This is a genomic window from Flavobacterium humi, from assembly GCF_004745595.1.
Lineage (GTDB): Bacteria > Bacteroidota > Bacteroidia > Flavobacteriales > Flavobacteriaceae > Flavobacterium > Flavobacterium humi.
Genome location: NZ_SRLH01000004.1, coordinates 85,253 through 112,043, shown reverse-complemented (window position 1 = coordinate 112,043; position 26,791 = coordinate 85,253). Strand labels below are relative to the sequence as shown.

The following is a 26,791-nucleotide window of genomic DNA, read 5'->3' as shown; positions in this document are numbered from 1 at the left end:
AGGATAGAAAAATAACGGGTTCTGGTTTAGCTATCACTATTAAAATTACCATTTACATTGAAAAAAACACAAATTGCCATTAACGGTTTTGGAAGGATCGGAAGGAATTTATTCCGGTTGTTGCTCAACCATCCTTCAATTGAAGTTGTAGCAATTAATGACATTGCAGATAACAAAACAATGGCGCACCTGTTGAAATACGACAGTATCCATGGCGTGTTGCCCAATATCGTTTCGCATGATGAAAATTCGGTTTTGGTAGATGGCAAACCGTATTTTTTCTTCCATGAAAAAGACATCCGGAACCTGGATTGGAAATCACACGATATCGATTTTGTCGTGGAATCAACCGGAAAATACAAAACATACGAAGAGATTTACCAGCATATAGAAGCAGGTGCCAAAAGGATAATTTTATCCGCACCGGCTGAAGTGGAAAACATCAAAACTGTGGTTTTAGGGGTAAACGAACACATCCTTGACGGAAGCGAACTGATTATCTCCAATGCCAGCTGTACCACAAACAACGCTGCTCCAATGATAAAAGTCATCCAGGAATTATGCGGCATCGAACAGGCTTATATCACAACGGTCCACTCCTACACCACAGACCAAAGCCTGCACGACCAGCCCCATAAAGACCTGCGCAGGGCAAGAGGTGCCTCGCAATCGATTGTCCCAACGACTACCGGAGCTGCCAAAGCACTGACCAAAATTTTCCCGGAACTTGACGGAAAAATGGGTGGCTGCGGTATACGTGTCCCGGTTCCGGACGGTTCGCTGACCGATATCACTTTTAATGTAAAACGGGAAGTTTCCATTGAAGAGATCAATACAGCCTTTCAAAAAGCTGCTGAAAATCAACTTAAAGGGATTTTGGCCTATACGGAAGACCCTATCGTTTCGGTTGATATTTTAGGAAACAGGAACTCCTGCCTGTTCGATTCGCAGCTTACTTCAGTCATCGACAAAATGGTAAAAGTAGTAGGCTGGTATGACAACGAGATAGGTTATTCCAGCAGAATTATAGACTTAATAACACTTATTGACAAAAAATAATTATATTTAGGCTGTTTTTTATTGAATTTCCAAAAATGTTTAAAGGCTTATTTTTTGTTTTATTTTATTTGACGGCATGCACTGCTTTTCCTCAGGATAGCGGCTTGTTCGTATCAAAAATAGACAGTTGCCTTTTTTACAACGAAACGGCCATTTACAATAAAAACCACAAAGTTTTCGACAAGGCGCTGGAAAATGCCAACAAGTCTATCACATATGGCCTGAAAAGCAAAAACAACCTATCTGTGGCGAATGGGTATTTTACCCTGGCCATCATTTATATCGATTTAAAGAAATACAATGATGCCATCGAAAAACTTATCCGCTCCGTTTCCATTCTAAATGCTGCGGAACCCAGCGCAAAACTTGGCCTTTGCTATTACAACCTGGGTTTGTGCTACATGCAGAAGGAGAATTTTTCAAGGGCTGAATCCTATTTCGAGAAATCAATTTCAGTCTATGAAAGCATCGACCTGACCAATGCAAAAAACACGGTAAAACTTCAAAAAGCCTTATTGTACCTGGAAAAGAACGAAGATTCCGTTGCCGAAAAAACACTGGAAGAATTAGTCCATCTATCAAAAAACAAAGACACTTTTAAGCTGCAATCGGAGGCCTTGTACCAATTAGGGCAAATCAAGGCAAAAGGGAAAGTGAACAACCTGGCCCTGAATTATTTTACAAGAGCTTATGAATTAAGCGTCGAGAACAACGATTTGGAGCAGCAATCGAAGATTTCGAAGAAAATGAGCGAGGTTTACGACCAATTATCGGAAACCAAAAATTCGCTTGCTTACTTAAAAATCCATACGAAACTGAACGATTCCATTCAATCCATTTCCAAATTCCAGTCCCAAAACACTGTATCTGAAAGGGTGAAAGTAGACGAAATGATGCGTTCGATGGAAAAACTCGACAAAGAGAAAAAAGAACAGGAAAAAGCCGGCAAATTCTCCAAACTTATCAATATCCTGAGTATCGCCCTGATTACGATCCTTTCGCTGCTGAGTTTGTCTTTGTACAAAAACAACATCATCCGGAATAAATCGAACGAATTGCTGCGCGAAAAAAACAATGAGCTTGAAATTGCCAAAGAGCGCATCGAAAAAGCATCCAAGGCGCGGTCGGAATTCCTTTCGACGGTAAGCCACGAATTGCGGACTCCTTTGAACGCCATTAACGGGATTTCCCACATCTTACTGGAAGACAAACCCAAAGCGAGCCAGATCGAATACCTGAAATCCCTGAAGTTTTCCGGAAATTATTTACTGACTTACATTAACGAGATCCTCGAAATAAACCGAATTGAATCAAACAACATCCAAATTGAAAAAATAAGTTTCGATATCAAGGAGTTGCTACATAACATCCAGAATTCACTCAAGGAACAAGCCAGCCAGAACAATAACGATTTCATTTTATACCTGGACAAAGATGTGCCTGAATTCCTTATTGGAGATCCGACAAAATTATCGCAGATTTTCATCAACCTGATTAACAACGCTTTAAAATTTACCGAAAACGGAACCATAACCGTAAATACGAAACTCATCCACCGGAACGACAAAAACTGCAGCCTGAAATTTGAAGTCCAGGATACAGGGATCGGTATCCCGAAAGATAAGTTGGAATCCATTTTTGAAAGTTTTTCACAAGGTTCTGTCGAGATCAACCGGAAATACGGTGGCACAGGCTTGGGGCTGACTATTGTAAAACGCCTTGTTTCGCTGATGGGCGGAAGGATAAATGTTTCCAGCGAAATCGGGACGGGCTCTGTTTTTTCTTTTAACCTCGATTTTGAAATAGGCGAAGAAATAGCCAAACCGACAGATTTCATCATTAAAAACCCGAAAATATTCATCAATAAAAAAATCTTGCTGGTAGAGGATAATAAAATCAATCAGATGATTACCCGTAAAATCCTCGAGAAAAAACAGATTATTTGTGAATTGTGCGAAACAGGAGAAGATGCCATCCTTAAGTTAAAACTCAATAAATACGATTTGGTTTTGATGGATGTGCATTTGCCGGGGATTAACGGAACCATTGCTACTGAAGAAATCCGGAAATTTGACAAACGGACACCTATTATTGCGTTAACGGCCATTTCTTTGGATGAAAACCGGGAAATGCTTCTTTCTTTTGGGATGAATGATGTGATTACCAAGCCTTTTAATCCCGACAATCTGTATAAGATCATCGAGACTAACCTGCTGGTTGAAACTAATATTGCGTAATCAATTCCTTGATTAAATTCCTGACATGAGGTTCGGCTTCTTTGGCCGCTTCCAAAACTTCTTCGTGTGTAATGGTATCGATGCTTTCTTCGTTGCCCATATCGGTAATAACGGAAATCCCGAAGCATTCCAGGTTCATATGGCTTGCCACAATTACTTCCGGCACGGTCGACATCCCGACGCAATCGGCACCTAAAATCTTAACCATCCTGTATTCGGAAAGGGTTTCAAAAGTAGGCCCTTGCAGCCCGAGGTAAACTCCTTCTTGTACTGAAATATTCAAATCGGAGGCAATTTCTTTGGCTTTTAACCTCATTTTCCGGCTATACGGCTCGCTCATGTTTACAAAACGAGGGCCGAACCGTTCGTCATTTGCGCCTCGCAAAGGATGTTCCGGCATGAAATTGATATGGTCTTTGATGATAACAATCGATCCTACCTTATAACTGGAATTTACACCTCCGGAAGCATTGGAAACAATTAGTTTCTCTATCCCGAGGTTCTTCATTACCCTAACGGGAAACGTAACCTGTTTCATGTCATAGCCTTCGTAATAATGAAAACGGCCCTGCATCGCTACTACCTTTTTCCCTTTGATCGCCCCAAAAACCAAAGCACCTGTATGGCCTTGCACTGTTGAAACCGGGAAATTAGGGATTTCGCTGTAAGGCAAAATATGCTCCACTTCCATGTCATTGGTAAACCCTCCAAGCCCCGAACCTAAAATCACACCGTATTCCGGGCTGAAATTGGTCCTTTCCATAATAAAATCAACTGTTTCCTGAACCTTTTCCCACATAATCTATAATTGTTTTATTGAATTCATTTTCATTGTTTATAAAAGCGCTCTTTATCGGCAGATAAAACAGCTGTTCCGCTGGCAATTTCCCTTCGAGCCGGACAAAATCCTTTTCTGTGGTCACAATCATGCGGTTTGCCGCTTTTTCCATGACTGATTCGATATCCTGTCCCGTAAAATTATGATGGTCCGGGAACACCATCGTTTTGTTTTTTGCAGCCTGCAAATATGCGAAAAAAGGTTCCGGTTTTGCAATTCCCGCCAAAAGAATTTTATCTACAGTTTGTATTTCACTAACGGCCAGTTTTTTATCATTTGAAAACACCGCATCGTCATAGTCTATATACGTAAAGAAAACAGGCATATCCTTACTGATTTTCGCCTTTACCTGCTTTTGTTCCGCTTCAGGAATGGAAGCCGGGCATTTGGTCACAATTACAATATCAGCTCTTTTGGCACCGCTCCTGCCTTCGCGGAGATTTCCCGTGGGTAGCATAAAATCATTGTAAAACAAATCATCGTATGCCGTGAGCAGGATATAAAAACCGGCTTTTACCTTTCGGTGCTGGAAAGCGTCATCAAGCAATACCACGTCCGGTTTTACGGGTTGGGAAAGCAATTGGGTGATACCGTTCCTTCTGTCGGCATCAACGGCAACCTGTATATTTTTGAATTTCCGGAAAAACTGAAAAGGCTCGTCCCCTATTTCTTCCGCATTGGTATTGGCACCGGCCAGAATAAAACCCTCCGATTTCCTTTTGTAACCGCGGCTCAAAACCGCTATTTTATAGTTTGGGGATAACAACCGGATCAGGTATTCTATCTGAGGGGTTTTTCCTGTTCCTCCTACGCTGAGATTCCCCACGGCAATAACAGGGATAGCAAACGAATAGGATTTTAAAATTCCTTTATCATAGAGGAAATTACGGATCCCGGTTATAAAACCATATAAAACCGCAAAAGGAAAAAGTATTTTTCTTAATAAATTCATGATACGAATGTAGGTAATTTTTATCTTTGGTTCAAATTCGCATCATTCAACGCTAGTATCAAAAATGCACAAACCGATCACTTTCCTTCTCCTGATTTTAACATTCGCCGCTTGCAGGCAAGAAAAAAAACAGGCCGAAAATACCCCGGCCAAAACCGGAACAGAGACTATCCAGGATCCTTCTCCATTTGCTTTTGACGGTTTGGCGGTTTATGAATTATCGAAGAACACCATGGCCATTACTTACGAATTGAACGTTTACGGCGAAGAAAACACTCCCCTGAATGCTGTTTTTGATAAAATAGGTAAAAAAGATTCTTTGACATTATTCGGGCAACAACCTAAAAATGTACACTATTTAGATACAATCGGTCATTTCAAATTGATGAGGAACCTTGAACTCGAAAATGAAGTGAAAAAAATAACCGCTCCTTATTATTATATTTATGGGACGAAAAGCTTTCAAAGAGTCAAAATTGAAAACGTTTTATATTCTTATGACGAATGCATTTCCAGTATCCTGGCATTTCCCATTACAGAATATGATATGGAAAAATGTGGGCATCCGCTGATTTGCTCGAAAAAACCTTTGCCTCTTACCTATGGGGCAAATTATACAAAAGAACAGGAGAAGATAAACCAATATATTGACAATCAGAAACATGATTATTCAAATAAAACTGTAAAAACAAAAATTTTCGCCAATATCGGCTCCCGTTTCCTGACCTATAATGACGATTTCATTTGGGGAGTTTCGCCTTCAAAATCAGAGAATTACTTTCCTTCAAGAGCAATTTATACTATAAACGGCAAAGGCACCGTAACGGAAACCTGGGGCAAATGCCTCGATTTATTTGGAGTGGCCTGCGACTAAAGACTATACTTATGAAAATCAAAGAAATACTTGCAATCTTAGAAGAAATGGCCCCATTGGCCTATGCCGAGGACTTTGACAACGTCGGGCTCCTGGTCGGAAATTCCGATTTGGAAACTACCGGGGTCCTGGTGTGCCACGATGCACTCGAAAATGTTATCGACGAAGCCATCGCCAAACAATGCAACCTGGTGGTTTGTTTCCATCCTATCCTATTTTCCGGGCTTAAGAAAATTACCGGCAAGAATTATGTGGAAAGAGCGGTAATCAAGGCCATTAAAAATGACATTGCCATTTATGCTGTCCATACGGCATTGGACAACCATCAGGACGGAGTAAACAAGATTTTCTGCGATGCGCTGGGCTTGACCAAAACCAAGATACTGGTTCCTAAACAACATTTCATACAGAAATTAGTGACGTATACGGTACCCGATAATGCCGATAAGGTCCGCCAGGCAATATTGCAGGCCGGTGCCGGAACGATTGGGAACTATGACAACTGCAGTTACAACTCGGAAGGCTTCAGCACGTACCAGGGCAATGAAAAAAGCAATCCTTCGGTGGGAAAGAAAGGCGAATTAACTTCCACCACTGAAATCAAGGTCGAAGTTATTTTTGAAAAACACCTCCAAAGCAAAATCCTTAAAGCACTATTTAGCAGCCATGTATACGAAGAAGTAGCGTACGAAATATACGACCTTCAAAATTCCCACCAACAGATTGGATTGGGAATGATCGGTGAATTTGAGACTGCAATCCCCGAGGCTGATTTCCTGCAAATGGTAAAGGACAAAATGCTTTGCGGAGGCATTCGGCACAGTGCATTTTTAGGGAAACCCATCCGGAAAATTGCCGTATTGGGAGGTTCGGGAAGCTTTGCCATTAAAAATGCCATTCAGTCAGGAGCCGATGCCTACCTGACCGCAGACCTGAAATACCACAACTTTTATGAAGCCGAAAACCAATTGCTCCTGGCCGATATCGGGCATTTTGAAAGTGAAAGATTTACAAAAAACCATATAGTTGATTATCTTACGAAAAAAATTGCTAATTTTGCACCTTCCCTGTTGAAAAGCAGGATCATTTTATCTGAAGAAAATACAAACCCAGTTAAGTACTTATAAAATATGGCTACTACAAAAGAATTGAGCGTTGAAGAAAAGTTAAGAGCGCTGTATGATTTACAATTAATCGATTCAAGGATTGATGAAATTAGAAATGTAAGAGGGGAATTACCTTTGGAAGTGGAAGATTTGGAAGATGAAGTGGCTGGATTAAGCACCCGCTTGGAAAAGTTGAAAAGTGATTTGGAGACTATCGAAGAGCAGATCAAAGAGAAGAAAAATGCTATCGAAGGGCATAAGGAATCCATCAAAAAATATACGAAACAACAAGAAAGCGTTCGTAACAACAGAGAATTCAACTCTTTGACAAAAGAAGTGGAATTCCAGGAATTGGAAATCCAGTTGGCTGAGAAGCATATTAAGGAAATGAAAGCTTCCATTGAACACAAAAAAGAAGTGATCTCACAATCCAAAGAAAAATTAGAGGCGAAATCTTCTCATTTGAAACATAAAAAATCAGAATTGGACGCTATCATGTCCGAAACGGAGAAAGAAGAAAATTTCCTATCTGAAAAATCGGAAGAATTCCAGGCACAGATAGAAGAGCGTTTATTAGTGGCTTACAACAGGATCCGTTCCAGCGTAAGAAACGGATTGGCAGTGGTTTCTATTGAAAGAGGCGCTTCTGCAGGTTCTTTCTTCACTATTCCGCCGCAAACACAAATGGAAATCGCTTCACGTAAAAAAGTGATTACTGATGAGCACAGCGGAAGGATTTTGGTTGATGCTGCTCTTGCTGAAGAAGAAAGAGAAAAAATGGAACAATTATTTGCAAAAATATAGTTAACTTAAAGCTCCCAAATACGGGAGCTTTTTTATTGGATTCCTATGCAAAAGTTATGCTACCTTTTCCTGGCAAAATCACTTGGTTTATACCTTAACTTATTGAGTTTTGTATATCCCAAAAAGGCTTCGCAGCTTGCGTATGCCTTTTTTAGCGAACCAAGGACGGGTAAATTATCCAAAGACAAACTTCCGGAAGTCCTGAAAGAAGCCCGCACGGAAAGCTTTAAAAACGGCGAACACACCTTCCAGTCGTATACCTGGCAAGGGAAAGATGTGACCATCCTGCTGGTCCATGGCTGGGAGAGCAACGCTTCCCGATGGGAAAACTTTATTCCTTACCTCAAAAAATCAGGCTGTACCATTGTTGCCATTGATGCACCGGCTCACGGGTTGTCAAGCGGCAAAGAATTCAGCATCCCGAAATACGCAGAATTTATACATATTGCCGTAAAAAAATTCAAGCCACAATACATCATCGGCCATTCGATAGGTGGAAAAACCTGCCTGTATTACCATTATGCCTACCCGGATGATGCAGTCCAAAAAATGGTTATTTTAGGAGCACCAAGTGATTTTCAGGTTATACTCCAAAATTATATCGCGATGCTGAGCCTGAACGCCAAAATCACGAAAACGCTGGAAGATCATTACCTGGACAGCTACAAACAAAAGATTGAGGATTTTTCGGGAAGGAAATTTGCCGCTACTTTTTCCATTAAAGGCTTGATCGCCCATGATTCGGATGATGATGTGGTATCGATAAACGAAGGGAAAAAAATTGCCGAAGCCTGGAAAACAGCTCAATTTATAGAAACCAAAGGTTTAGGACACAGCATGCACGACGACACATTGTACCAAAACATTTACCAGTTTTTATTTGAAACCGAATAACTTCCCTCCTATTGCTTCACAATTTTCCTGACTGATGTTTTTCCGTTGTTTGTTATCTTGACGAAATACAAGCCGTTTTGAAAATTTGCTAAAGAAACCTCATTCTTCCCTGAAATGATAGGCGTAGTGTACACTATTTGGCCGAGCGAATTGCTGATTTCCATTTTGGCCGTAGCCGTTACCTCTTCTTCAATAGTGATAGCAATCCTATCTTTTACCGGATTCGGGAACACTGTAAAAACGACCCTTGCATTTTCAGGAGTGCTTAACAAAGCATTAATGTGCTGGATCGCAGCCTGCATATTGGGCAATGGGCCGATATTTCCACCCGTACCTTGAGGAATCCCGGTCAGTTTCAGTAAATCCCTCATCTGGATACTGGTCAGGTAATTCCCGGACAAACCGTGATAATACGACTGGAGCACCACAGCACAGGAAGCCACAATAGGTGTAGCCGAACTTGTGCCTGAGAAATTGGTGTATTGCTGGTTGAAATCTCCTCCGAAAATACTATAATCGCCATAACCGGTAGCCCTTACATTGGTTCCCCAACCCTGGACATCCACCCTGCTGCCATAAGTACTATACGATAATTTCTGATGGCTTAAAGAAGCCGAACCCGCTCCTACAATGATAGCGCCTGAATCGCCCCTGTTCCTGTAAGCAGTATAGTAAGCTCCGTCAAGGTTCTCATTTCCGTTCCCGGCAGCAGCCACTATTATGATACCGGCATCCGTAGCCGCTTTTGTCAGGTCCCAAACGGCAGCATTAAATTCGGCTGGAACATAATTGCTGTTTTGCCCTCCGGTTTGCATTTCATAAATGATTACATCTCCGGCAATGGAATGCGCAACTGCCTGAGCCACCGCATTTACCCTATTGTAACCTATTTCCTGCCATTCCGGGAATTGTACCATTTCCTGGGCACCATAAGCCATCCCGGAAATCCCGTACGTTCCTTTATCTGCATAAACAATTCCCAATACAGCTGTGCCATGCTCAGTATAATCAACTGATGCAGATGACGAAACAGTCATTCCTGCTGCAATAGACGCATTGACATCGGCTAAATCTTCATGGTTTTTATTGAATCCGTATTCCACATCCCGAATCCTGATCCCGCTTCCCGTTAAACCCAATCCCCAGGCATAGGACATATTTACGCCCGGGTTAGCCTGTAAATAGGTCTGGTTCGGTTCATAGTTGGTAGTCGTTGGCGTAATATCTGCCGGCGGCGGCACAGGCATTGTGGACATCAGGCTGCAATACCTTACCTGCGGCAATTTTTCGAGTTTTGCCGATAAAACCTGGAGCCTTTCATTGGTTGGATTGTCGATTGTTACTTTCAGTATATTCCTCAACTTCCTAACCGATTGACTGTTTTTTGAAATACGGACTGCTTCACTTTCCATAAAATTAAGCTGTTCGTCTGAAATGGCAATTCCTTTTTCGCACTGCAGATGGAATTCCTGTTCTATAACTTTCATTTCGGGAATAGAACCCAAAAGCGTTTCCTTATAATTTGGACCGTCAAAATGAACTTCTTCTGAAAAAGCAACATACAATTCATGGCCGGTATCCGCCAAAGACGGCTGGGAACCTTCAATTTTATTCTGAGCCTGGCCCATTATCGAAAAAAAGAACAACAAAATGCAGGAAAGTAGTTTTTTATCCATATCAATTATTTTTAACTTCCCAAATATAAGGATATTAGGATTTGAAATCCCAGTAGGGTAAAAATTATATTTCACGGATTTTGTGGCTCCCGTTTTTCAAATTAATAGTATTTTTGCTGCATGGAAGAAAACTTAACCCGTATCAATAAATTCCTTTCCGAAACAGGATTTTGCTCCCGCCGTGAAGCCGACAAATTACTGGAAGAAGGACGTATTACCATCAATGGCGTCGTTCCTGAAATGGGGACCAAAGTTTCCCCTGACGATGAAGTGCGTGTGGATGGGAAACTGGTTCGTGAGAAAACCGAAAAACCTGTTTACCTGGCTTTTTATAAACCCGTTGGCATTGAATGCACTACCAATCTTGAGGTTCGGAACAATATCGTGGACTACATTAATTACCCAAAACGAATCTTTCCCATAGGAAGGCTGGACAAAGCCAGTGAAGGCCTGATTTTCATGACCAATGACGGAGACATCGTAAATAAGATCCTGCGCGCCCGCAACAATCACGAGAAAGAATATATCGTAACGGTAAACAAACCTATAACAGATCGTTTTATACAAAGAATGGGCAGTGGTATTCCTATTTTGGATACGGTAACCAAAAAATGTAAGGTAGAGCAAATCAGCAAGTACGTTTTCCGGATCATACTGACGCAAGGGCTCAACCGTCAAATCCGCCGGATGTGCGAATATTTGGGTTATGAAGTGACAGCATTGAAACGCATCCGGATCATTAACATTTCGCTGGACGTTCCGGTAGGCCGTTACCGGGAACTGACCGATGCTGAAATTACCGAATTGAATACGTTGATAGAACCTTCAAGCAAAACCGAAGAAGCAAGTTTCCCGAAAGCGAACCCGCAGGCAGCGCCCCGGAAAGATTACAGGAAAGCGGCACCTCAAAGACCGGACCGCAGCAACAGGAATTTCAGAAAAGAATAAAACCAATCTATGATACGCTGTACCAGGACTGATTCGGAAGATAACGATTTCCAAAAACTTGTGGAACAGCTCGATGCGGAATTACGGCTATTGGACGGGGAAGAACACGCATTTTTAGGTCAGCTGAACAAAACCGGTGCACTAAAACATTGCATTGTTGCTTATGAGAACCAGGTTCCTGTAGGATGCGGTGCCCTTCGTGAATATTCCGCTGGTGTGATGGAAGTAAAACGGATGTATGTCCCTGAGGACCATCGCGGTAAAAGAATCGCTTCGGCTATACTGACTGCCCTGGAGGTTTGGGCCAAAGAACTGGATTATACGAAATGCGTCCTGGAAACAGGAAACAAGCAACTGGCCGCCATGGCTTTATATCATAAAAGCGGGTACCATATCATTGCTAATTTCGGGAAATACCAAGGCCTTGCAACCAGTGTTTGCTTTGAGAAAACACTTGCCGTTTAGATTCTTTTTCATTTCCGGCTTTTTGAATGTATGTTTTTTTGTGCTATATTTACATATCATCCAAGGAGTTACCAACCAAGACCATGATTGAAATAGAAACTTTTAGAAAACTGGCTCTTTCCTTTCCTGAAACTTCAGAGGAACCCCATTTTGAAAAAACTTCTTTCCGGGTAGGAAAAAAAATATTTGCCACGTATGACCTGAAGACCAGCCTCGCCTGCCTGAAACTGTCTGAAGCGGACCAGGACATCTTTTCTGTTTCCGATAAGAGTATCATTTATGCTGTTCCCAACAAATGGGGGAAACAGGGTTGGACAAATGTAGATTTAAACAAAGTACATCCTGATTTATGCACAGATGCTTTAAAAACAGCCTATTGCGAAGTTGCTCCTAAAAAACTATCAAGCCAAATCCGATCTGATTTTGACCAAGAATCCTAATCCGAAAATCTTACTATTGAAAAAACAAGTAGCCATAGCTGCCTTGTTGCTTGTATGGAATACACATTCCGCCCTTTCCCAGGAATGGAAAAACCTCAAATGCTATCAAAAAGAAACCGGGAATCTAACCCTTCAGCAAGGATGTTGGCTGAAAAAAGACCGGAAGAAGCAAAACGATGCCTGGAAGCAGGCGAATGCTTTCAATATTTCTGTAGAAAACGGCAACCTGAAATACAAAACCATCAGTCAGATCCGGGATTTCTATGCCTGGTTCGATGCCGAAAGAAAAAGACAAGGGCATGAAATACAATGGATCAGTGTTGCCGGAATAGTCACCAGGCAACTTTCAAAATTAGATGCCGGCATTATTCGATTCCTAATTGTCAGAAACAAAGAAGTAGTGGCATTTGGCAATGAAGGCTCCCAAAAAGTGTTTGAATTTGCCTATCCGAGATTAAGAGAAGTATATTTTTCCAAAAACCTTATTACAGGAACCGATGCGGACCAATGGGACCTGGCTTACGGAACGGCAGAACAATGCGACATCCTTGAACCGCTATACCGGAAACTATCGCCCCGCGCCTTACGCAAGCTCGACAGGATGGCAAAAGGCAAAGGCCTATTCACCTTTGGCGTACCCAAAAAAATGAGGTATGTAGGAAGCATAGAGGATTGCCACGACAGGGTTCAACATGGCATGGACAAAATATTGCCGTTAAGCCCTTCATTCGAATAAATCATCACTATAACAAAATTAACCAATCTATATTTTTATGGACAGAACTCTCAAAGTGTATACGAAAACCGACCATCTTTTTGCCGAATTTGTATTCCGTTACGACCACGAACGTCAGGCGAATGCCCATTATACCCAATACCGAAGGCTGTATAATGATGATGAAGAAGATGAAGGTAAATCAGTATATCCAGGCTTTGATATGGATATTCATTTGCAATACCGGGAATTTGATTCGATTGACCAGATCAAGGCCCATGATATAGAAGTAGTCAAAAATAATTTGGGAAGAGATATGACTGACCCAAGAGGCTATACCTATGTATATGATACAGCACCTGTCCTGCTCCGCTATGTAGTGGCCAATCATATTGGATGCATTGGAATGGTCAATGTGCTGTTCAGTTTTATTGACAATACCAAAGAAGTAAAATTCCTTTCGGCTACAAACCCGCGATTCGATTTCGACCTCACTTCCAACAGCTTGGAAACAAACGTATCCTGTATTCTTAAGATACCTGTTTATACAGACCGTGACATCAGCCAGATAAGCACTTATGACTTAAAAAGGCTGCCGGAATGGTATTAAGTTTCTTTTTCATAACAAATAGCAAGAGCCTTATATAAGGCTCTTTTTTTTATCCTTATCAAAAATAATTTGCATATAATAAGTGTACATATTATATTTGTACTTATAATTATAAAAAAACAAAATTATGTGGACAAGATCTTACTCAATGGTGACGAAAGAGGTGACGAAAGAACAGCTTTGGCAGCTTTTTGCCGATGTTAATAACTGGCATACCTGGGACGAAGGAATTGAATACGCCAAACTGGATGGTGCTTTTACAGCCGGGAATTATTTTACGCTTCGCCCGAAAGACGGTCCCAATGTCAAAATAAAAATACTCAAGGCAATCGAAAACAAAAACTTTACAGATCTTACCGTATTCCCTTTAGCCAAAATGTACGGGGAACATCTTTTGGAAGAAACAGAAAACGGGCTTACCATAACAAGTACTATTACCGTTAAAGGCATCCTGGCTTTTCTTTGGGTAAAATTGGTGGCACAAAAAATCACAGACGGTTTCGCTACTGACATGGAAGCTCAAATTAAAGCGGCGTCGAAATTATGAGTGCTGCACGATATTGGGTAGCTGCCATTTCAAAAACACATACCCAACGTGGCGTGGAAGGTGGTTTTATCCAAGTTTGCCATGGGAAGCCGGGACCGCTTAAACGGATGAAAAAAGGAGATTTCCTATTGGTGTATTCTTCAAAAATCACAATGGAGGGCTCCGAAAAATGCCAGGCGTTTACTGCTGTGGGAAAAATAAAGGATGACGAAATATATCCTTTTCAAATGACTGAAGGCTTCCGTCCGTTCAGGAGGAACGTAACGTTTCTGGATAGCACCGAAACATCCATCCTGCCACTTATCGAAAACCTGGAATTCATTACCGATAAAAAATCATGGGGTTATCCGTTCCGGTTCGGTTTCTTTGAAATCAGCCAAAATGATTTTATCTTTATCGCTTCAAAAATGAGTAAGGATGAGTACATCACCAGACAATACATTTAGTGTAGCAAAAGCAGAAGACAGTTCGGGATTCCTGTTATGGCAAGTAACAAGCCTCTGGCAAAGGCAGCTCAAGAAAGCATTGGAGCCTTATGGGATAACCCATTCCCAATTCGTGCTTATGGCCAGTATCCATTGGCTTACATTACATAAAAAAGAAGTCACGCAGATCGTTTTGTCTTCGCATACCAAGATCGATCCCATGACTACTTCAACCGTATTGCGGACATTACAGCAAAAAGGGCTCGTTTTACGGCAGGAACATCTTACCGATACACGGGCGAAAACCGTCGGGCTTACCGATAACGGAAAGGAAATCGTTAAAAAAGCGGTGGTTACCGTTGAAAATTTTGACAAACAATTTTTTTCGGCCCTTGGCGCATCGACCGGAGAATTTAATAGGCAATTAATAGAATTGCTTTCGGCAGAAAACAAGTAAAAAGCTAACTATTATTTACAATGGAAGATTTAAAGAAACAAATCGCGTTTATAACCGAAATCGACAAACTGAAATACATCCTTAGGAAAACAAAACTCATCAACAGCGACAGACAAGAAAACGATGCGGAACACAGCTGGCACCTGGCCATGATGACCATTGTTTTGGCAGGGCACTCCAACGAACCGATTGATGTTTTGAAAGTGTTGAAGATGGTTCTCATCCATGACATTGTAGAAATCGATTCCGGGGACATATTCCTATACGATACTTCCAAAAACCACACCAATACTGAAGAAGAAACCAAAGCAGCCCAAAGGATTTTCGGGATTTTGCCAACCGAGCAAGCCCAGGAATTGATAGCCGTCTGGGAAGAATTCGAACTGGGCCAGAGTGCCGAGGCTAAGTTTGCCAAAACGATGGACAGGCTCGAGCCGCTTCTTCAGAATGCTTCCAATAACGGTGGCACCTGGAAGGAATTCGACGTACCTTACCAAACGGTCCACGACAAGAAAAAGGTCATGGCTTTGGGCTCATCCGAAATCTGGAAATACGCAGAAGGTATTTTGAATGACAGTGTGGAAAAAGGAATCCTGAAAAAATAAGGCTATACTTTTTTCTCCAGGACAATCCCGGCTTTATTCAACTCTATTTTACAATTTTCAAGGACTTCCGCACACATTTTGGAATAGTCTTCATTTGTAGCCCAGGGTTTGATGCTTAACCGTACTCCTGTTTCCGTCAAGGCCGTAACATCTACCGCCGGAGCAGGTTCCTGGAGTACTTTTTCATTGGTATTCAATATGGATAAAATAATCTCTTTTGCCTTTTTCAGGTCATCATCATAGGAAATCAAAACCGGTAAATCTGCACGGCGTGTACCTTCCAAAGAATGATTGATGATATTCCCATTAGACAATGCCCCGTTGGGAATGAAGATTACCTGGTTGTTCGAAGCGGTCAGTTTGGTCACAAAAATCTGGATTTCGGCTACAGTTCCCGAGACACCCTGTACTTCAATAGAATCTCCAACTTCAAAAGGCTTGAACAAAATAATCAGGATACCGCCGGCAAAATTAGATAGCGATCCCTGAAGGGACAATCCGATGGCTAAACCCGCCGCTCCGATAATCGCCACGAAAGAAGCCGTTTCGATTCCTAATTTTGATATAAAAGTGACAAAAAGCAGGACTCGCAAAAGCCACGTCCCGATATTGATCAGGAATTTGGATAGCGTAAGGTCCAGCTCTCTTTTTCGTACTTCCCTGTTGGCCAGCCTCCTGAAAAGGTTAATAGCATAATGACCGGCAAAAAGAATAAAAAGGGCCGTCAGCAGTTTTGGGGAATATTCGATAAACGCATCTACATTATCTGAAATGTATTTTATGGTTGCAACTGGTGTCATGGGGCTTTAAAATTGTATTTTTTGTATAGTTAACGCGAAAAACTAGGATAAATTTTTCTCCATCACATAATCTTCCATCAGGTAGCCATGGCCGATCTCGATATTTACTTCATCTACAACGGTAAAACCTTTGTGCTTATAAAATTCCAGGGCATTGTTGAACCGGTTTACATTCAGGATCAAATGTGTATTTCCAGCCTTTCTGGCGGCATTTTCTACGGTTTCCAGCAATAATTTGCCCACACCTTTGCCTTGTGTTTCAGGTAAAACGTAAATTTTATGGAGCTTTGTTTTTTGGCTGTTATCGATATTGAGTTCGTATGCACAAAAGCCCAGGTATTTTCCTTGGTCTTCGATTAACATAAAAACCTGGTTTTTCTCTAGCATCTGTTCTTCAAGCGAAGCGGTACTGTAAAATTTATCCAGCATGAAATCCAACTGTATTTTCGAGAGGATTTTTCCGTAGGTATCAGGCCATATTTCATAAGCCAGCCTTTGAACAATACTTAATTGTTCTTTTGTAGCAACTGTAATTGTCATATTTTAACTATTCAAACGTCTTTGTTCTCTGGCCAATAAGGTATTTTTAAGCAGCATGGCAATGGTCATGGGCCCAACTCCGCCGGGAACAGGGGTAATAAAGGAGGTTTTTTTGGATACATTCTCAAAATCAACATCTCCGGTAATAACATAGCCTTTTTCCAAGGATTTGTCTTCCACACGGGTGATGCCCACATCGATGACAACTGCTCCGTCCTTGACCATTTCGGCTTTCAGGTAATTAGGCACTCCCAATGCCGTGATGATAATATCGGCCTGAGTCGTAATCTGGGCAATATTCTTGGTATAACTATGCGTTAGGGTCACTGTTGAATTTCCCGGGAAACCTTTTCTTCCCATTAAGATACTCATCGGGCGGCCTACAATGTGGCTCCTTCCGATTACCACGGTATGCTTTCCTTTGGTCTCCACACCATAACGCTCCAACAGCTCCAGTATCCCAAAAGGAGTCGCCGGGATGAAGGTAGTCATATCCAAAGCCATTTTCCCGAAATTCTCCGGATGGAAACCATCTACATCCTTGCTTGGGTCAATAGCCATAAGGACTTTTTGTGTATCAATCTGGTCCGGCAACGGTAACTGGACTATAAATCCGTCGATATCGTCATTTTCGTTAAGTGCTTTGATTTTTTTAAGCAATTCGGTTTCGGAAGTGGTGCTTGGCATTTTTACCAGCGTCGATTCGAACCCAACCAATTCGCAGGCTTTTACTTTGCTTCCTACATAGGTAAGGCTGGCGCCGTCGTTACCTACAATGATCGCGGCAAGGTGCGGTACTTTCTCGCCATTGGCCTTCATTTTGTTTACCTCGGCAGTGATTTCCGTTTTAATGTCTTGTGATGTTTTTTTTCCGTCTAGTAGTTGCATTCCTTAAATATTTGTTGTGTAGTTGTTATGTTGTAATGCCTTAAAGGCAAAAGTCTTAAAGACATTACGACTTTAAGACTTTCGGTTTTTTTGACTAATCTTATCTCATTCCGGGCATGCCGCCTTTCATTCCTCCCATCATTTTCATCAGGTTCTTGCCTCCTGGCCCTTGCATCATTTTCATCATTTTGCTCATTTGGTCAAACTGCTTCATCAGCTGGTTCACTTCTTCGAGTTTTCGTCCGGAACCTTTGGCAATCCTGTTTTTACGTTTGATATCGATAATGGACGGTTTGCTTCTTTCCTGTGGTGTCATCGAATGGATGATGGCTTCAATATGCTTGAACGCATCGTCCTCGATTTCAACATCTTTCAGGGCTTTCCCGGCACCCGGGATCATTCCTACAAGGTCTTTCATGTTACCCATTTTCTTCACTTGCTGGATCTGGCTTAAGAAATCATCAAACCCGAATTCGTTCTTGGCGATTTTCTTTTGGATCTTTCTCGCTTCTTCCTCATCGTACTGCTCCTGCGCTCTTTCCACAAGGGAAACCACGTCTCCCATGCCCAGGATACGCTCTGCCATACGCGAAGGGTAGAAAATATCGATGGCATCCATTTTTTCTCCCGTACCGATAAACTTGATAGGCTTGTCTACTACCGATTTGATAGAAATTGCAGCTCCACCACGGGTATCACCATCCAATTTGGTCAGGATCACTCCGTCAAAATTCAAACGGTCGTTAAAGGCTTTGGCCGTATTTACCGCGTCCTGCCCTGTCATAGAATCGACTACGAACAACGTTTCCTGCGGCTGGATTGCTTTATGCACATTGGCAATTTCGGTCATCATTTCCTCATCGACAGCCAAACGACCGGCCGTATCGACGATGACAACATTATATCCTTTGGCCTTGGCGTGTTTGATTGCGTTTTGGGCAATTTCCACCGGGTTCTTGTTTTCCGGCTCCGAATATACTTCTACACCAATCTGCTCTCCGACCACATGCAACTGGTTGATCGCTGCAGGACGATAGATATCGCACGCTACCAATAATGGTTTTTTGTTCTTTTTTGTCTGAAGGAAATTAGCCAGTTTCCCGGAAAAAGTCGTTTTACCGGAACCTTGAAGACCTGACATCAGGATCACCGACGGATTCCCGGAAAGGTTTACCCCGGCTGCATCGCCCCCCATTAATTCAGTCAGTTCGTCCTTAACGATCTTTACCAGCAATTGACCCGGCTGTAAGGTTGTCAATACATCCTGCCCGATTGCTTTTTCTTTTACACGGGTGGTGAAATCCTTGGCAATCTTGAAGTTGACATCGGCATCAAGCAAGGCACGACGTACTTCTTTAAGGGTATCCGCAACGTTTACTTCGGTTATTTTACCGTGGCCTTTTAATATATGGAAAGCTTTATCAAGCTTATCGCTTAGATTATTGAACATAATTTTATTTTTCTAAATGTGATGCAAAGATAATATAAAGTCGCAAAGCCGCAAAGTTAGTGAGGTGCAAAGTTTTAGTATTTTATGCGAAGGCTGGTTCTATTATTGCAAACATGCTTCATTTTTGATAACAGCAAAAAAACCTGAAGCAAAAAATCACTCCAGGCTTTCCTTAAAAAACAAAAAATTACTCTTATTATTGAAAAGTTAAAAATTCCATTTTATAAATTTAATAAGATTAATACTACAATTATACTTTACAAATAAGACATAAAAAAGTAGTTAGGGCAACTTTTAACAAAAAGAACGGATTTCCCATAACGAAAAAAACTGCCGGGAAACAAACCCCGGCAGCTTTCATATAATCAAATAGTTAGAGAGATATTTATGACGCCAGTTTCAGCGCCTGCTTATCGTATAAAAGCTGTTTCCATATTTTATACGTAAATCCTATGAGTGCTATATTGGCTGCAAAAAGCGCGAATGTTAGCCCCAGTTCTCCCAATTCTTCCGACTCCAGGAACAAATGGAACAAAAATATATTGATGGTTAGCGGTAAAGCTATGATAGCGCCTATCCTTGCCAAAACCTGGCTGAAAAGCAACAAGCCTGCCAATAGTTCGGCAAAACCTAAGAACTGCCAGAAATAATTGGTTTGCTTCATGCCGAAGATGTAGTTTTTGATCATCAGGACTTCAGTGCTCGGGGCTACTTCTTCTCCTTTTTGGACTTGTTCTATAATCGAGTTGGGCGCAGGGATCGGTTTTGTAAATTTCCCTATTCCGCCGTAAATCATAAATCCGCCAACGAACAGGTTCAGGACGATGATCAGGATTTTAATTGTTTTCATACCCGGATTATTTTAAGATTGCGTATTCTACTGTTGGGTTTCCTCTTACACCTGCTTCGTTTGTCATGGCCAGGAACCTTAATTTGTAATAGTTTCCGGCTGCATCTTTCAAAACATAAAAACGATCATCCCTGATACTTGGCAAAGTTGTTGGGCCACCGCCGTTTCTCCAATTGGAACCGATTTTTCTTTGGTCTGTAGCCGAAGCATCGAAATTTGCCTCTACAATACTTGCTTTAACGAAGTTAGCATAGGTGCTTACGGTATTCAAAACCTGGTACACTTTGGTCCCGCCTTTCATATTGGAAACGATAAAATCAGAATAGCCATACGTTACTTCAGAAGGCATGCTAACGTAATTTGTAAACGTAGTAAAACAAATATCCCAGTTTGCTTTTTTAGGCTCAACAGCCACTGTCGCACCGGAAGCCATGCTGAAGAATGTAAAGTTGTACTCCGCGTCTTTGGAGATTGTTTTCTCCTGGTAAGTCGTTGAAGCCAAATCTGCGTACTGGATTTTGTAACCGTTCCCGTTGCGTAAGATCCTTACTTTTTTCCATCCTCTGTCTGCTCCATCAATACTTACAGAACCTGCACTTGGTGTTGTTGTAGACACTGCAAACCCAAGGTTTACCAAGTATACTTTATTATCGGCATCTGTAGCAGAAATCTCAGCAATAGCCGTTCCGATACCTGCACCTCCTCCAGCTAAAACACCTGTAGGGTTATCACAATACCCATTGCTTGACGCTTTTTCACCTGCGCCAACAGCCACATCAGTATCAGCTGTTTGTGCCAAAGTAATATCAGAAGTTGCCAGTTTTTTAACTGCCATTTTTAGCGATCCGTTGATGACAACCCTGAATTCTGAGCCTGAAGAGAACCCGAAATCCCAAGAGCCTCTGTTGATGAATGTGGAAGATTGACCGCTGAAGTCTACATATACTTGGTTAGGCTGGTTTGGGCCACCTACAGACGGTTTTACAGTAGCCCCGTTTGAAATTGTTTCTTCAGTACCGGAAGTATTGTCATCACTTGAACACGATGCTAGTGTCAGCAAGGCAATAGTTAAGGATAAAAATGTTTTTTTCATGATATTTATTATTTAGAAATTAAGGTTATACGTTAGTTTAAGGAAATAGGACCGGCCGTACGCCAGCATGATTTGTGAAGAGGTGGCATGCCCTGCCCCTTCATTGGTCCTGGTTTGGTTGATGCTGGTTACGTTCAGCAAGTTCCTGGCACCCAAGGTAGTTTCGAGTTTGCCTTTGAAGAAATTTTTACGGACAGAAGCATCCAGCCAGTTGCTTGCTTCTATATCCGAAATGACATAGGCTCCGTCACCTTGCACAAATTGCTGTGACTTTCCATTGTACTTGTAATAAGCAGATACAACAGCGTCCCATTTCGAAATGGCATAAGAAACACTGCTGTTGATAGTAAAAGAATACAGGTATTTTTCGCTTGACGTAAATTCCTGGTTGTTTATTTTCTGTGAAATACCAATCAAGGCCGCACCTAAATTGAAAGACCAGTTTTCTTTTTTGAATTGGTTGGTTGAGGAAAAATTCCACACGTTGTACTTGTTGATATTGATGTATTGGTATTTACTTGGGTTAACTGCAATCAGGGCACTTTGTATTTTGTCATCTACATTTAAAAAACTTCCTGAAAAAGTATTTGAAATTTGCAACCCCGAACTCAGGGCGGTTGCTTTTTTAAGGCTTATTTCATAGGAGGTGCTGGTTTCCGGGACAAGGTTTGGATTCCCTACAAAATAATGGCTGTCAAAAACCATCTTATAATACAGTTCTTCAAAGGTTGGCGTCCTGAATGAATTGCCATATGATCCGCGAAGTTCCAATCCTTTATCGAATAAATACCGCAAACCAAGTGACGATGCATATTGTTCCTTGAATTTGGATTGAACGGAAAAACGCAATCCGGGACGGATGGAAAGCCTTTCAGTGGCCTTGATTTCAGAAGAAGCAAAAAAATCATAGTTTTCCAACGTTTCAGCCACAGCCGTCCAGGTATTGTTCGCTTCCTGAACTACGGAAAACCCTCTGTTGTGCACAGTTTCATATCCTAATTGTAAATCAACCGATTTGTCTGAAAAGAAATTACTTAGCGTTCCTGTGGAATACAGCACTTCCATCGACTGGTCTTTTGCGGTAACATTCATGGTTTCCTTCCTGCTGCTTAGGTTATACCTGAAATCCTCAACATTGCGTTCCTGCTTCTGGTGGGAAAGGGAAGCGGTATAATTTATTTTCGAAAAAAGCTTGCCGGCAACATTCAAGTTGTGGAAAAAACGGTTCACCAGGTACCGTTTGTCATCCGCGTACCGATACCCTCCGAACTGATCACTGAAACCTGATTGCACGGTACTGTTGTAGAAATCTGTCGTTTCATCCAGGTATTCGAATTTATAGAAGGCCCGGAATTGTTTTTTCTGGTAACTGATTAATGCCGAAGCGTTTATTTGTTCCTTCGGAAGCCATCTGTAGCCTCTTGCCTGGTCATTCTCCTTATGGTATTTCCCTTTTTTATCATCTAAAAACCCTTGAAAATCATTCCGGTTGCCACCAATGCTGACAAACCAGTTATCCGCAAGGGAATGCGACACTTTAAGAGATTGTATGTGCCGGCCCCGGTCGAAAAAGGAGAATTCGTTTTTAACGGTTTCCTCTTGGGAAGTTGCGCTGATGCTCCATTTCTGTACCGATGATTTTTTAGTGATGATATTCAGGATGCCGCTCACCGCATTGGCTCCATGGGTAACGCCCATAGAACCTTCAACGATTTCGATCTGTTCTATGTCGTTCAAATTGATTTGGGACAGGTCCGTATTGTTCCCCAAACCGGCTTCGTTGACCAAAGGCACATTGTCTACCAAAATTTTAAAATATTGGGAATCAAGCCCGAATAAAGATACTGTAGAGCGCCCATCGGCACCGCTTGGCCTTACCGTAGTATTCAAATACTGGTTCAACACATCAGACAAATTATTAGCCGCTAAATTTTGAATATCCTTACTGGTAATCAGCCGGACGTTAAAAACCGATTTTTTTACAGATTGCGGTTCAAACTGGCCTGTCACCACCACTTCATTCAACGCATTCGATTTAACGGAATCCAATTGTTTCTGTTGTGCCAGGCATAAGGAAAAAGGACATATAAGTACTATGGAAAGTATTTTTTGCTTCATTATTTAGATTGGGTCTTAATAATTTTTTTGCAAATATATACGTTATTTTTAATTGTTCTAAATAAATATAATATATTTGCCAAAGAAAAATCAAATCTAATTTTATACTAATGAAAAGAATCATTTTACTTATTTTGGTAACAGGCTTTGCAACAATTGGTTATAGCCAGGACAAGAAATCACAGGACATAAAAGCCATTAAATCAATGTGCGGCTGTTATGAGGTTAAGTTCAATTTTGCAGAAACTTTTAAGTATTCAAAAGACACCCTAAACTACAAACCGTCCAAAACAAAACACGATTACGGATTGGAATGGGTCGAATTGGTAGAAGACCAGCCCAACAAAATCGTAATGCAGCATTTATTGATCGTAAACGACCAAACCATCATCAAACACTGGAGGCAGGATTGGATGTTCGAGAATACCAATTTTTATGATTTTTACAAAGACACCAGCTGGAAATTCAAAAAGTTGCCTTCCAATGCAGTAAAAGGCCAATGGACTCAAAAAGTATATCAAGTTGATGACAGCCCGAGATACGAAGGGACAGCAACATGGTCGCATTATGACGGAAGGCATGTATGGGAAAACACTACCGACGCACCGCTTCCAAGAAGAGAACATACGGTTAGGAATGATTATAATGTACTAAAAAGGACTAACGTACATGAGATAACCGCTTTCGGATGGATCCACGATCAGGATAATGACAAAATCGTTAGGGCAGACAACACCCCGGATGTTTTGCTTGCTCAGGAAAAAGGGCACGATGTGTATACAAAAGTAGACGATTCGAAGTGTAAAGCAGCTCAAAACTGGTGGAAAGAAAACAATCAGCTTTGGAAAAAAGTGAGAGACAAATGGGAAACTGTTTTTGCTCAGAATAAAAACCTGAATTTGGAAAAAACCGTTAACAAACAACCGCTTTTTATGACTCTTTTTGATCTGAAACCGGATACTTCAAAAGAAGAAATCAACACGATAATAGATAGTTACATTATAAAATAAACGCAATATGTGTCAGAGAATCAAATACTTAAACCAGACTCAAAACGGGCTTTTGATACGTTGTTCCCATTCTGAAAATTACCAACTCTCCTTTAAGAATTTGAATTTCAACCTGACACCTGACGAACTGGATAGCTTTATCCATTTCCTTTTAAAGATTGATGTTTCGTATTGGGAAAAGGAATATGAAAATTCGGTTTTCGAGAAAAAAATCCCGATCCCAACCTTACAGACTAATTTTATCATCCTTATTGATAGGTATGAATTGAGCGAACTGATCTGTTTGCTGGACATCACTAAAAAGAAAGAATACCTGACGTACAAAGACATCAGGTATCCGCTAAACTTTAATTAAAACTTTGTTTGTTTGTTTAAAAATCCGCCGAGTTCCCATCAAACGAGGCGGATTTTTTTATGCTTTTACATTCTTTCAGGAACACTGATCCCTAATAAACTGAAGGCTGATTTTATGGTATCGCTCACTTTTTTGGACAATTGCACACGGAAGATTTTTTTGACCAGGTTTTCCTCCCCGAGTATGGAAACCGTTTGGTAAAACGAATTGTATTCCTTAACCAAATCATAGGTGTAATTGGCAATCAAAGCCGGGCTGTGGTTCGCAGCAGCGTGCTGGATCACCTCAGGGTACATCTCGATTTGTTTGATTAGTTCTTTTTCTTTTTCATGCAATGTTTCGGTGATATCTACATTCAGGTCAAAGTCGGCTTTACGAAGGATCGATTGGATGCGGGCGTAAGTATATTGGATGAAAGGACCTGTATTTCCGGCAAAATCAACCGATTCTTCAGGATTGAACATCATCTGTTTTTTAGGATCGACCTTAAGCATATAATATTTTAGTGCGCCAAGCCCAATGGTTTTGAAAAGGGATGCTTTTTCTTCTTCGCCATAACCTTCCAGCTTTCCTAATTCTTCTGAAATCTGTCGTGCCGTTTGGGTCATTTCTTCCATAAGATCGTCTGCGTCCACTACGGTTCCTTCACGCGATTTCATTTTACCGGAAGGTAATTCAACCATTCCGTACGATAAATGGAACAAGTTCTGTGCCCAGTCGAAGCCTAGTTTCTTGATGATCAGGAACAACACTTTAAAATGGTAATCCTGCTCGTTCCCAACGGTATACACCATTCCTCCTACGTCCGGGAAATCCTTGGAACGCTGGATGGCAGTCCCGATATCCTGGGTCATGTAAACAGCCGTCCCGTCCGAACGAAGGACAATTTTCCTGTCCAGTCCTTCCGCCGTCAGGTCAATCCATACGGAACCGTCCGGGTCTTTTTCGAAGATCCCTTTTTCCAGGCCAAACTGGACCACTTCCTTCCCTAACAAATAGGTATTGCTCTCATAATAATACGAGTCGAAATCAACGCCTAAATTCTTGTAAGTGATGGCAAACCCGTCGTAAACCCATTGGTTCATTTTTTTCCAAAGTGCCACTACTTCTTCGTCGCCTGCTTCCCATTTTCGAAGCATTTGCTGGGCTTCCAGGATAATTGGCGCCTGTTTTTTAGCTTCTTCTTCTGTTTTGCCCTGCGCAATCAGTACATTGATTTCGGATTTATAGACTTTATCGAATTCCACATAATATTTCCCAACCAGCTTGTCGCCTTTCAGCCCTGAAGAAACCGGCGTTTCGTTGTACCCGAATTTCAGCCAGGCCAGCATCGATTTACAGATGTGGATCCCACGGTCGTTGATAATCTGTGTTTTATATACTTTTTTTCCTGAAGCCTTAAGTATTTCTGCTACGGAATACCCCAAAAGGTTGTTTCGGACATGGCCCAAATGCAACGGTTTATTGGTATTTGGGGATGAATATTCGACTAAAACCGCCTTTCCTCCTTCTTTTGGAGTAACAAACCCGAATTGTTCGTCGTTTTTGATCTGGTTGAAAAAATCCAGGTAATACGCATCTGAAATCACAATGTTCAAAAACCCGGCCACTACATTGAAACGTTCCACTTCTGCAACATTTTCGGTTAGGTAATCCCCGATTTTTGTCCCGATTTCCACAGGATTCCCTTTTATAAGTTTCAACAACGGAAAAATAACCATAGTGATATCACCTTCAAACTCCCTGCGAGTTACCTGAAATTCTACTTTTTCGAGGGAAACATCAAATAAAGCCTGAACAGCTTTCTGGATTTGGGGTGTAAGAATCTGCGATAGTGTCATGATAATTTATTTTGCAGGCAAAGATAAACTTATTCGCCGAATAAGGCAATCTGCTCTTGGGCAATCTCAAAATTAAAACTCTAATATTAACAATTAAATATTTACATTTCTCATAATATTTAAAATAACTTTTTAAACCACAGTTCTTTACTTAATTTATTTCGTAAATTTAGTATACATTTGCCCGCTCGAAA

The 26,791-nt window shown here is 41.3% G+C and carries 28 protein-coding genes; 17 read left to right on the top strand and 11 right to left on the bottom strand.

Going from position 1 to position 26,791, the window contains the following annotated elements; genetic code table 11:
* The first annotated feature begins 57 nt into the window (after nucleotides 1–57).
* Together gap and E4635_RS08100 are read left to right on the top strand one after the other, a co-directional pair.
* Nucleotides 58–1,059 (top strand): type I glyceraldehyde-3-phosphate dehydrogenase, encoded by a 1,002-nt coding sequence (gene gap, locus E4635_RS08105; RefSeq protein WP_135526137.1) that lies wholly within the window; start codon nucleotides 58–60, stop codon nucleotides 1,057–1,059.
* A gap of 35 nt (nucleotides 1,060–1,094) precedes the next feature.
* Nucleotides 1,095–3,296, top strand: a complete 2,202-nt coding sequence (locus tag E4635_RS08100; RefSeq protein WP_135526136.1) for a tetratricopeptide repeat-containing hybrid sensor histidine kinase/response regulator — start codon at nucleotides 1,095–1,097, stop codon at nucleotides 3,294–3,296.
* On the opposite strand, the gene E4635_RS08095 is transcribed toward E4635_RS08100, so the two are convergent.
* Nucleotides 3,283–4,095 carry a purine-nucleoside phosphorylase gene (locus E4635_RS08095; protein ID WP_135526135.1) on the bottom strand — a complete coding sequence of 271 codons (813 nt, stop codon included), beginning with the start codon at nucleotides 4,093–4,095 and terminating at the stop codon, nucleotides 3,283–3,285. The genes E4635_RS08100 and E4635_RS08095 overlap by 14 nt on opposite strands.
* Nucleotides 4,067–5,086, bottom strand: coding sequence for a tetraacyldisaccharide 4'-kinase (lpxK, locus tag E4635_RS08090; protein WP_135526134.1), 1,020 nt, complete (start codon nucleotides 5,084–5,086; stop codon nucleotides 4,067–4,069). Before lpxK ends, E4635_RS08095 begins: the two co-directional genes overlap by 29 nt.
* A 64-nt stretch (nucleotides 5,087–5,150) precedes the next feature.
* Here lpxK and E4635_RS08085 point away from each other — a divergent pair, with 64 nt between their 5' ends.
* From E4635_RS08085 to E4635_RS08070, 4 genes are read left to right on the top strand one after another with little or no spacing between them, the layout of a single operon-like run.
* Nucleotides 5,151–5,960 (top strand): hypothetical protein, encoded by an 810-nt coding sequence (locus E4635_RS08085; RefSeq protein ID WP_135526133.1) that lies wholly within the window; start codon nucleotides 5,151–5,153, stop codon nucleotides 5,958–5,960.
* A gap of 11 nt (nucleotides 5,961–5,971) precedes the next feature.
* The gene (locus E4635_RS08080) at nucleotides 5,972–7,087 is read left to right on the top strand and encodes a Nif3-like dinuclear metal center hexameric protein (RefSeq protein WP_135526132.1); all 1,116 of its coding nucleotides are present in this window, start codon (nucleotides 5,972–5,974) and stop codon (nucleotides 7,085–7,087) included.
* Between the two features lie 3 nt (nucleotides 7,088–7,090).
* Nucleotides 7,091–7,870 carry a zinc ribbon domain-containing protein gene (locus tag E4635_RS08075; protein ID WP_135526131.1) on the top strand — a complete coding sequence of 260 codons (780 nt, stop codon included), beginning with the start codon at nucleotides 7,091–7,093 and terminating at the stop codon, nucleotides 7,868–7,870.
* 45 nt (nucleotides 7,871–7,915) lie between these two features.
* The gene (locus E4635_RS08070) at nucleotides 7,916–8,764 is read left to right on the top strand and encodes an alpha/beta fold hydrolase (protein ID WP_135526130.1); all 849 of its coding nucleotides are present in this window, start codon (nucleotides 7,916–7,918) and stop codon (nucleotides 8,762–8,764) included.
* A gap of 8 nt (nucleotides 8,765–8,772) precedes the next feature.
* Here the strand turns inward: E4635_RS08070 and E4635_RS08065 are convergent, their stop codons facing one another.
* On the bottom strand, nucleotides 8,773–10,440 hold the full coding sequence (locus tag E4635_RS08065; protein WP_135526129.1) for a S8/S53 family peptidase: 1,668 nt from the start codon (nucleotides 10,438–10,440) through the stop codon (nucleotides 8,773–8,775).
* Nucleotides 10,441–10,560: 120 nt separating this feature from the next.
* Here E4635_RS08065 and rluF point away from each other — a divergent pair, with 120 nt between their 5' ends.
* The 9 genes from rluF to E4635_RS08020 all read left to right on the top strand — a co-directional run bounded on the left by rluF (nucleotide 10,561) and on the right by E4635_RS08020 (nucleotide 15,652).
* Nucleotides 10,561–11,388: a 23S rRNA pseudouridine(2604) synthase RluF gene (gene rluF, locus E4635_RS08060; RefSeq protein ID WP_135526128.1), complete on the top strand. Its 828-nt coding sequence runs from the start codon at nucleotides 10,561–10,563 to the stop codon at nucleotides 11,386–11,388.
* A 9-nt stretch (nucleotides 11,389–11,397) separates the two neighbouring features.
* A complete protein-coding gene (locus E4635_RS08055; RefSeq protein ID WP_135526127.1) occupies nucleotides 11,398–11,853 on the top strand; it encodes a GNAT family N-acetyltransferase in 456 nt (151 codons plus the stop codon).
* Between the two features lie 83 nt (nucleotides 11,854–11,936).
* Nucleotides 11,937–12,293, top strand: a complete 357-nt coding sequence (locus tag E4635_RS08050) for an MmcQ/YjbR family DNA-binding protein (RefSeq protein WP_135526126.1) — start codon at nucleotides 11,937–11,939, stop codon at nucleotides 12,291–12,293.
* A 16-nt stretch (nucleotides 12,294–12,309) separates the two neighbouring features.
* On the top strand, nucleotides 12,310–13,029 hold the full coding sequence (locus tag E4635_RS08045; protein WP_135526125.1) for a hypothetical protein: 720 nt from the start codon (nucleotides 12,310–12,312) through the stop codon (nucleotides 13,027–13,029).
* 37 nt (nucleotides 13,030–13,066) lie between these two features.
* Nucleotides 13,067–13,618, top strand: coding sequence for a hypothetical protein (locus E4635_RS08040; protein ID WP_135526124.1), 552 nt, complete (start codon nucleotides 13,067–13,069; stop codon nucleotides 13,616–13,618).
* A 127-nt stretch (nucleotides 13,619–13,745) separates the two neighbouring features.
* Nucleotides 13,746–14,165, top strand: a complete 420-nt coding sequence (locus E4635_RS08035) for an SRPBCC family protein (protein WP_135526123.1) — start codon at nucleotides 13,746–13,748, stop codon at nucleotides 14,163–14,165.
* A complete protein-coding gene (locus tag E4635_RS08030; RefSeq protein WP_135526122.1) occupies nucleotides 14,162–14,611 on the top strand; it encodes an EVE domain-containing protein in 450 nt (149 codons plus the stop codon). Before E4635_RS08035 ends, E4635_RS08030 begins: the two co-directional genes overlap by 4 nt.
* Complete coding sequence (locus E4635_RS08025; RefSeq protein WP_135526121.1) at nucleotides 14,583–15,047, top strand: MarR family winged helix-turn-helix transcriptional regulator; 465 nt, start codon at nucleotides 14,583–14,585, stop codon at nucleotides 15,045–15,047. Before E4635_RS08030 ends, E4635_RS08025 begins: the two co-directional genes overlap by 29 nt.
* 20 nt (nucleotides 15,048–15,067) lie before the next feature.
* Entirely contained in the window at nucleotides 15,068–15,652 is a 585-nt protein-coding gene (locus E4635_RS08020; RefSeq protein WP_135526120.1) for an HD domain-containing protein, read from the top strand.
* Between the two features lie 2 nt (nucleotides 15,653–15,654).
* On the opposite strand, the gene E4635_RS08015 is transcribed toward E4635_RS08020, so the two are convergent.
* The 7 genes from E4635_RS08015 to E4635_RS07985 all read right to left on the bottom strand — a co-directional run bounded on the left by E4635_RS08015 (nucleotide 15,655) and on the right by E4635_RS07985 (nucleotide 23,391).
* Nucleotides 15,655–16,452, bottom strand: a complete 798-nt coding sequence (locus tag E4635_RS08015) for a mechanosensitive ion channel family protein (protein WP_135526119.1) — start codon at nucleotides 16,450–16,452, stop codon at nucleotides 15,655–15,657.
* 42 nt (nucleotides 16,453–16,494) lie between these two features.
* Entirely contained in the window at nucleotides 16,495–16,992 is a 498-nt protein-coding gene (locus E4635_RS08010) for a GNAT family N-acetyltransferase (RefSeq protein WP_135526118.1), read from the bottom strand.
* A 3-nt stretch (nucleotides 16,993–16,995) separates the two neighbouring features.
* The gene (locus E4635_RS08005) at nucleotides 16,996–17,880 is read right to left on the bottom strand and encodes a bifunctional 5,10-methylenetetrahydrofolate dehydrogenase/5,10-methenyltetrahydrofolate cyclohydrolase (RefSeq protein WP_135526117.1); all 885 of its coding nucleotides are present in this window, start codon (nucleotides 17,878–17,880) and stop codon (nucleotides 16,996–16,998) included.
* Between the two features lie 100 nt (nucleotides 17,881–17,980).
* Nucleotides 17,981–19,330, bottom strand: a complete 1,350-nt coding sequence (gene ffh / locus E4635_RS08000) for a signal recognition particle protein (protein ID WP_135526116.1) — start codon at nucleotides 19,328–19,330, stop codon at nucleotides 17,981–17,983.
* Between the two features lie 385 nt (nucleotides 19,331–19,715).
* Nucleotides 19,716–20,180, bottom strand: coding sequence for a DoxX family membrane protein (locus E4635_RS07995; protein ID WP_135526115.1), 465 nt, complete (start codon nucleotides 20,178–20,180; stop codon nucleotides 19,716–19,718).
* Nucleotides 20,181–20,187: 7 nt separating this feature from the next.
* Nucleotides 20,188–21,273 (bottom strand): HmuY family protein, encoded by a 1,086-nt coding sequence (locus E4635_RS07990; RefSeq protein ID WP_135526114.1) that lies wholly within the window; start codon nucleotides 21,271–21,273, stop codon nucleotides 20,188–20,190.
* 12 nt (nucleotides 21,274–21,285) lie between these two features.
* Nucleotides 21,286–23,391, bottom strand: coding sequence for a TonB-dependent receptor plug domain-containing protein (locus tag E4635_RS07985; RefSeq protein ID WP_135526113.1), 2,106 nt, complete (start codon nucleotides 23,389–23,391; stop codon nucleotides 21,286–21,288).
* A 110-nt stretch (nucleotides 23,392–23,501) separates the two neighbouring features.
* Here E4635_RS07985 and E4635_RS07980 point away from each other — a divergent pair, with 110 nt between their 5' ends.
* Both E4635_RS07980 and E4635_RS07975 read left to right on the top strand, forming a co-directional pair.
* Nucleotides 23,502–24,401, top strand: a complete 900-nt coding sequence (locus tag E4635_RS07980; protein WP_135526112.1) for a DUF6607 family protein — start codon at nucleotides 23,502–23,504, stop codon at nucleotides 24,399–24,401.
* Between the two features lie 7 nt (nucleotides 24,402–24,408).
* On the top strand, nucleotides 24,409–24,756 hold the full coding sequence (locus E4635_RS07975; protein ID WP_135526111.1) for a DUF6686 family protein: 348 nt from the start codon (nucleotides 24,409–24,411) through the stop codon (nucleotides 24,754–24,756).
* Between the two features lie 65 nt (nucleotides 24,757–24,821).
* Here the strand turns inward: E4635_RS07975 and argS are convergent, their stop codons facing one another.
* On the bottom strand, nucleotides 24,822–26,597 hold the full coding sequence (gene argS / locus E4635_RS07970; RefSeq protein WP_135526110.1) for an arginine--tRNA ligase: 1,776 nt from the start codon (nucleotides 26,595–26,597) through the stop codon (nucleotides 24,822–24,824).
* Between the last annotated feature and the right edge of the window lie 194 nt (nucleotides 26,598–26,791).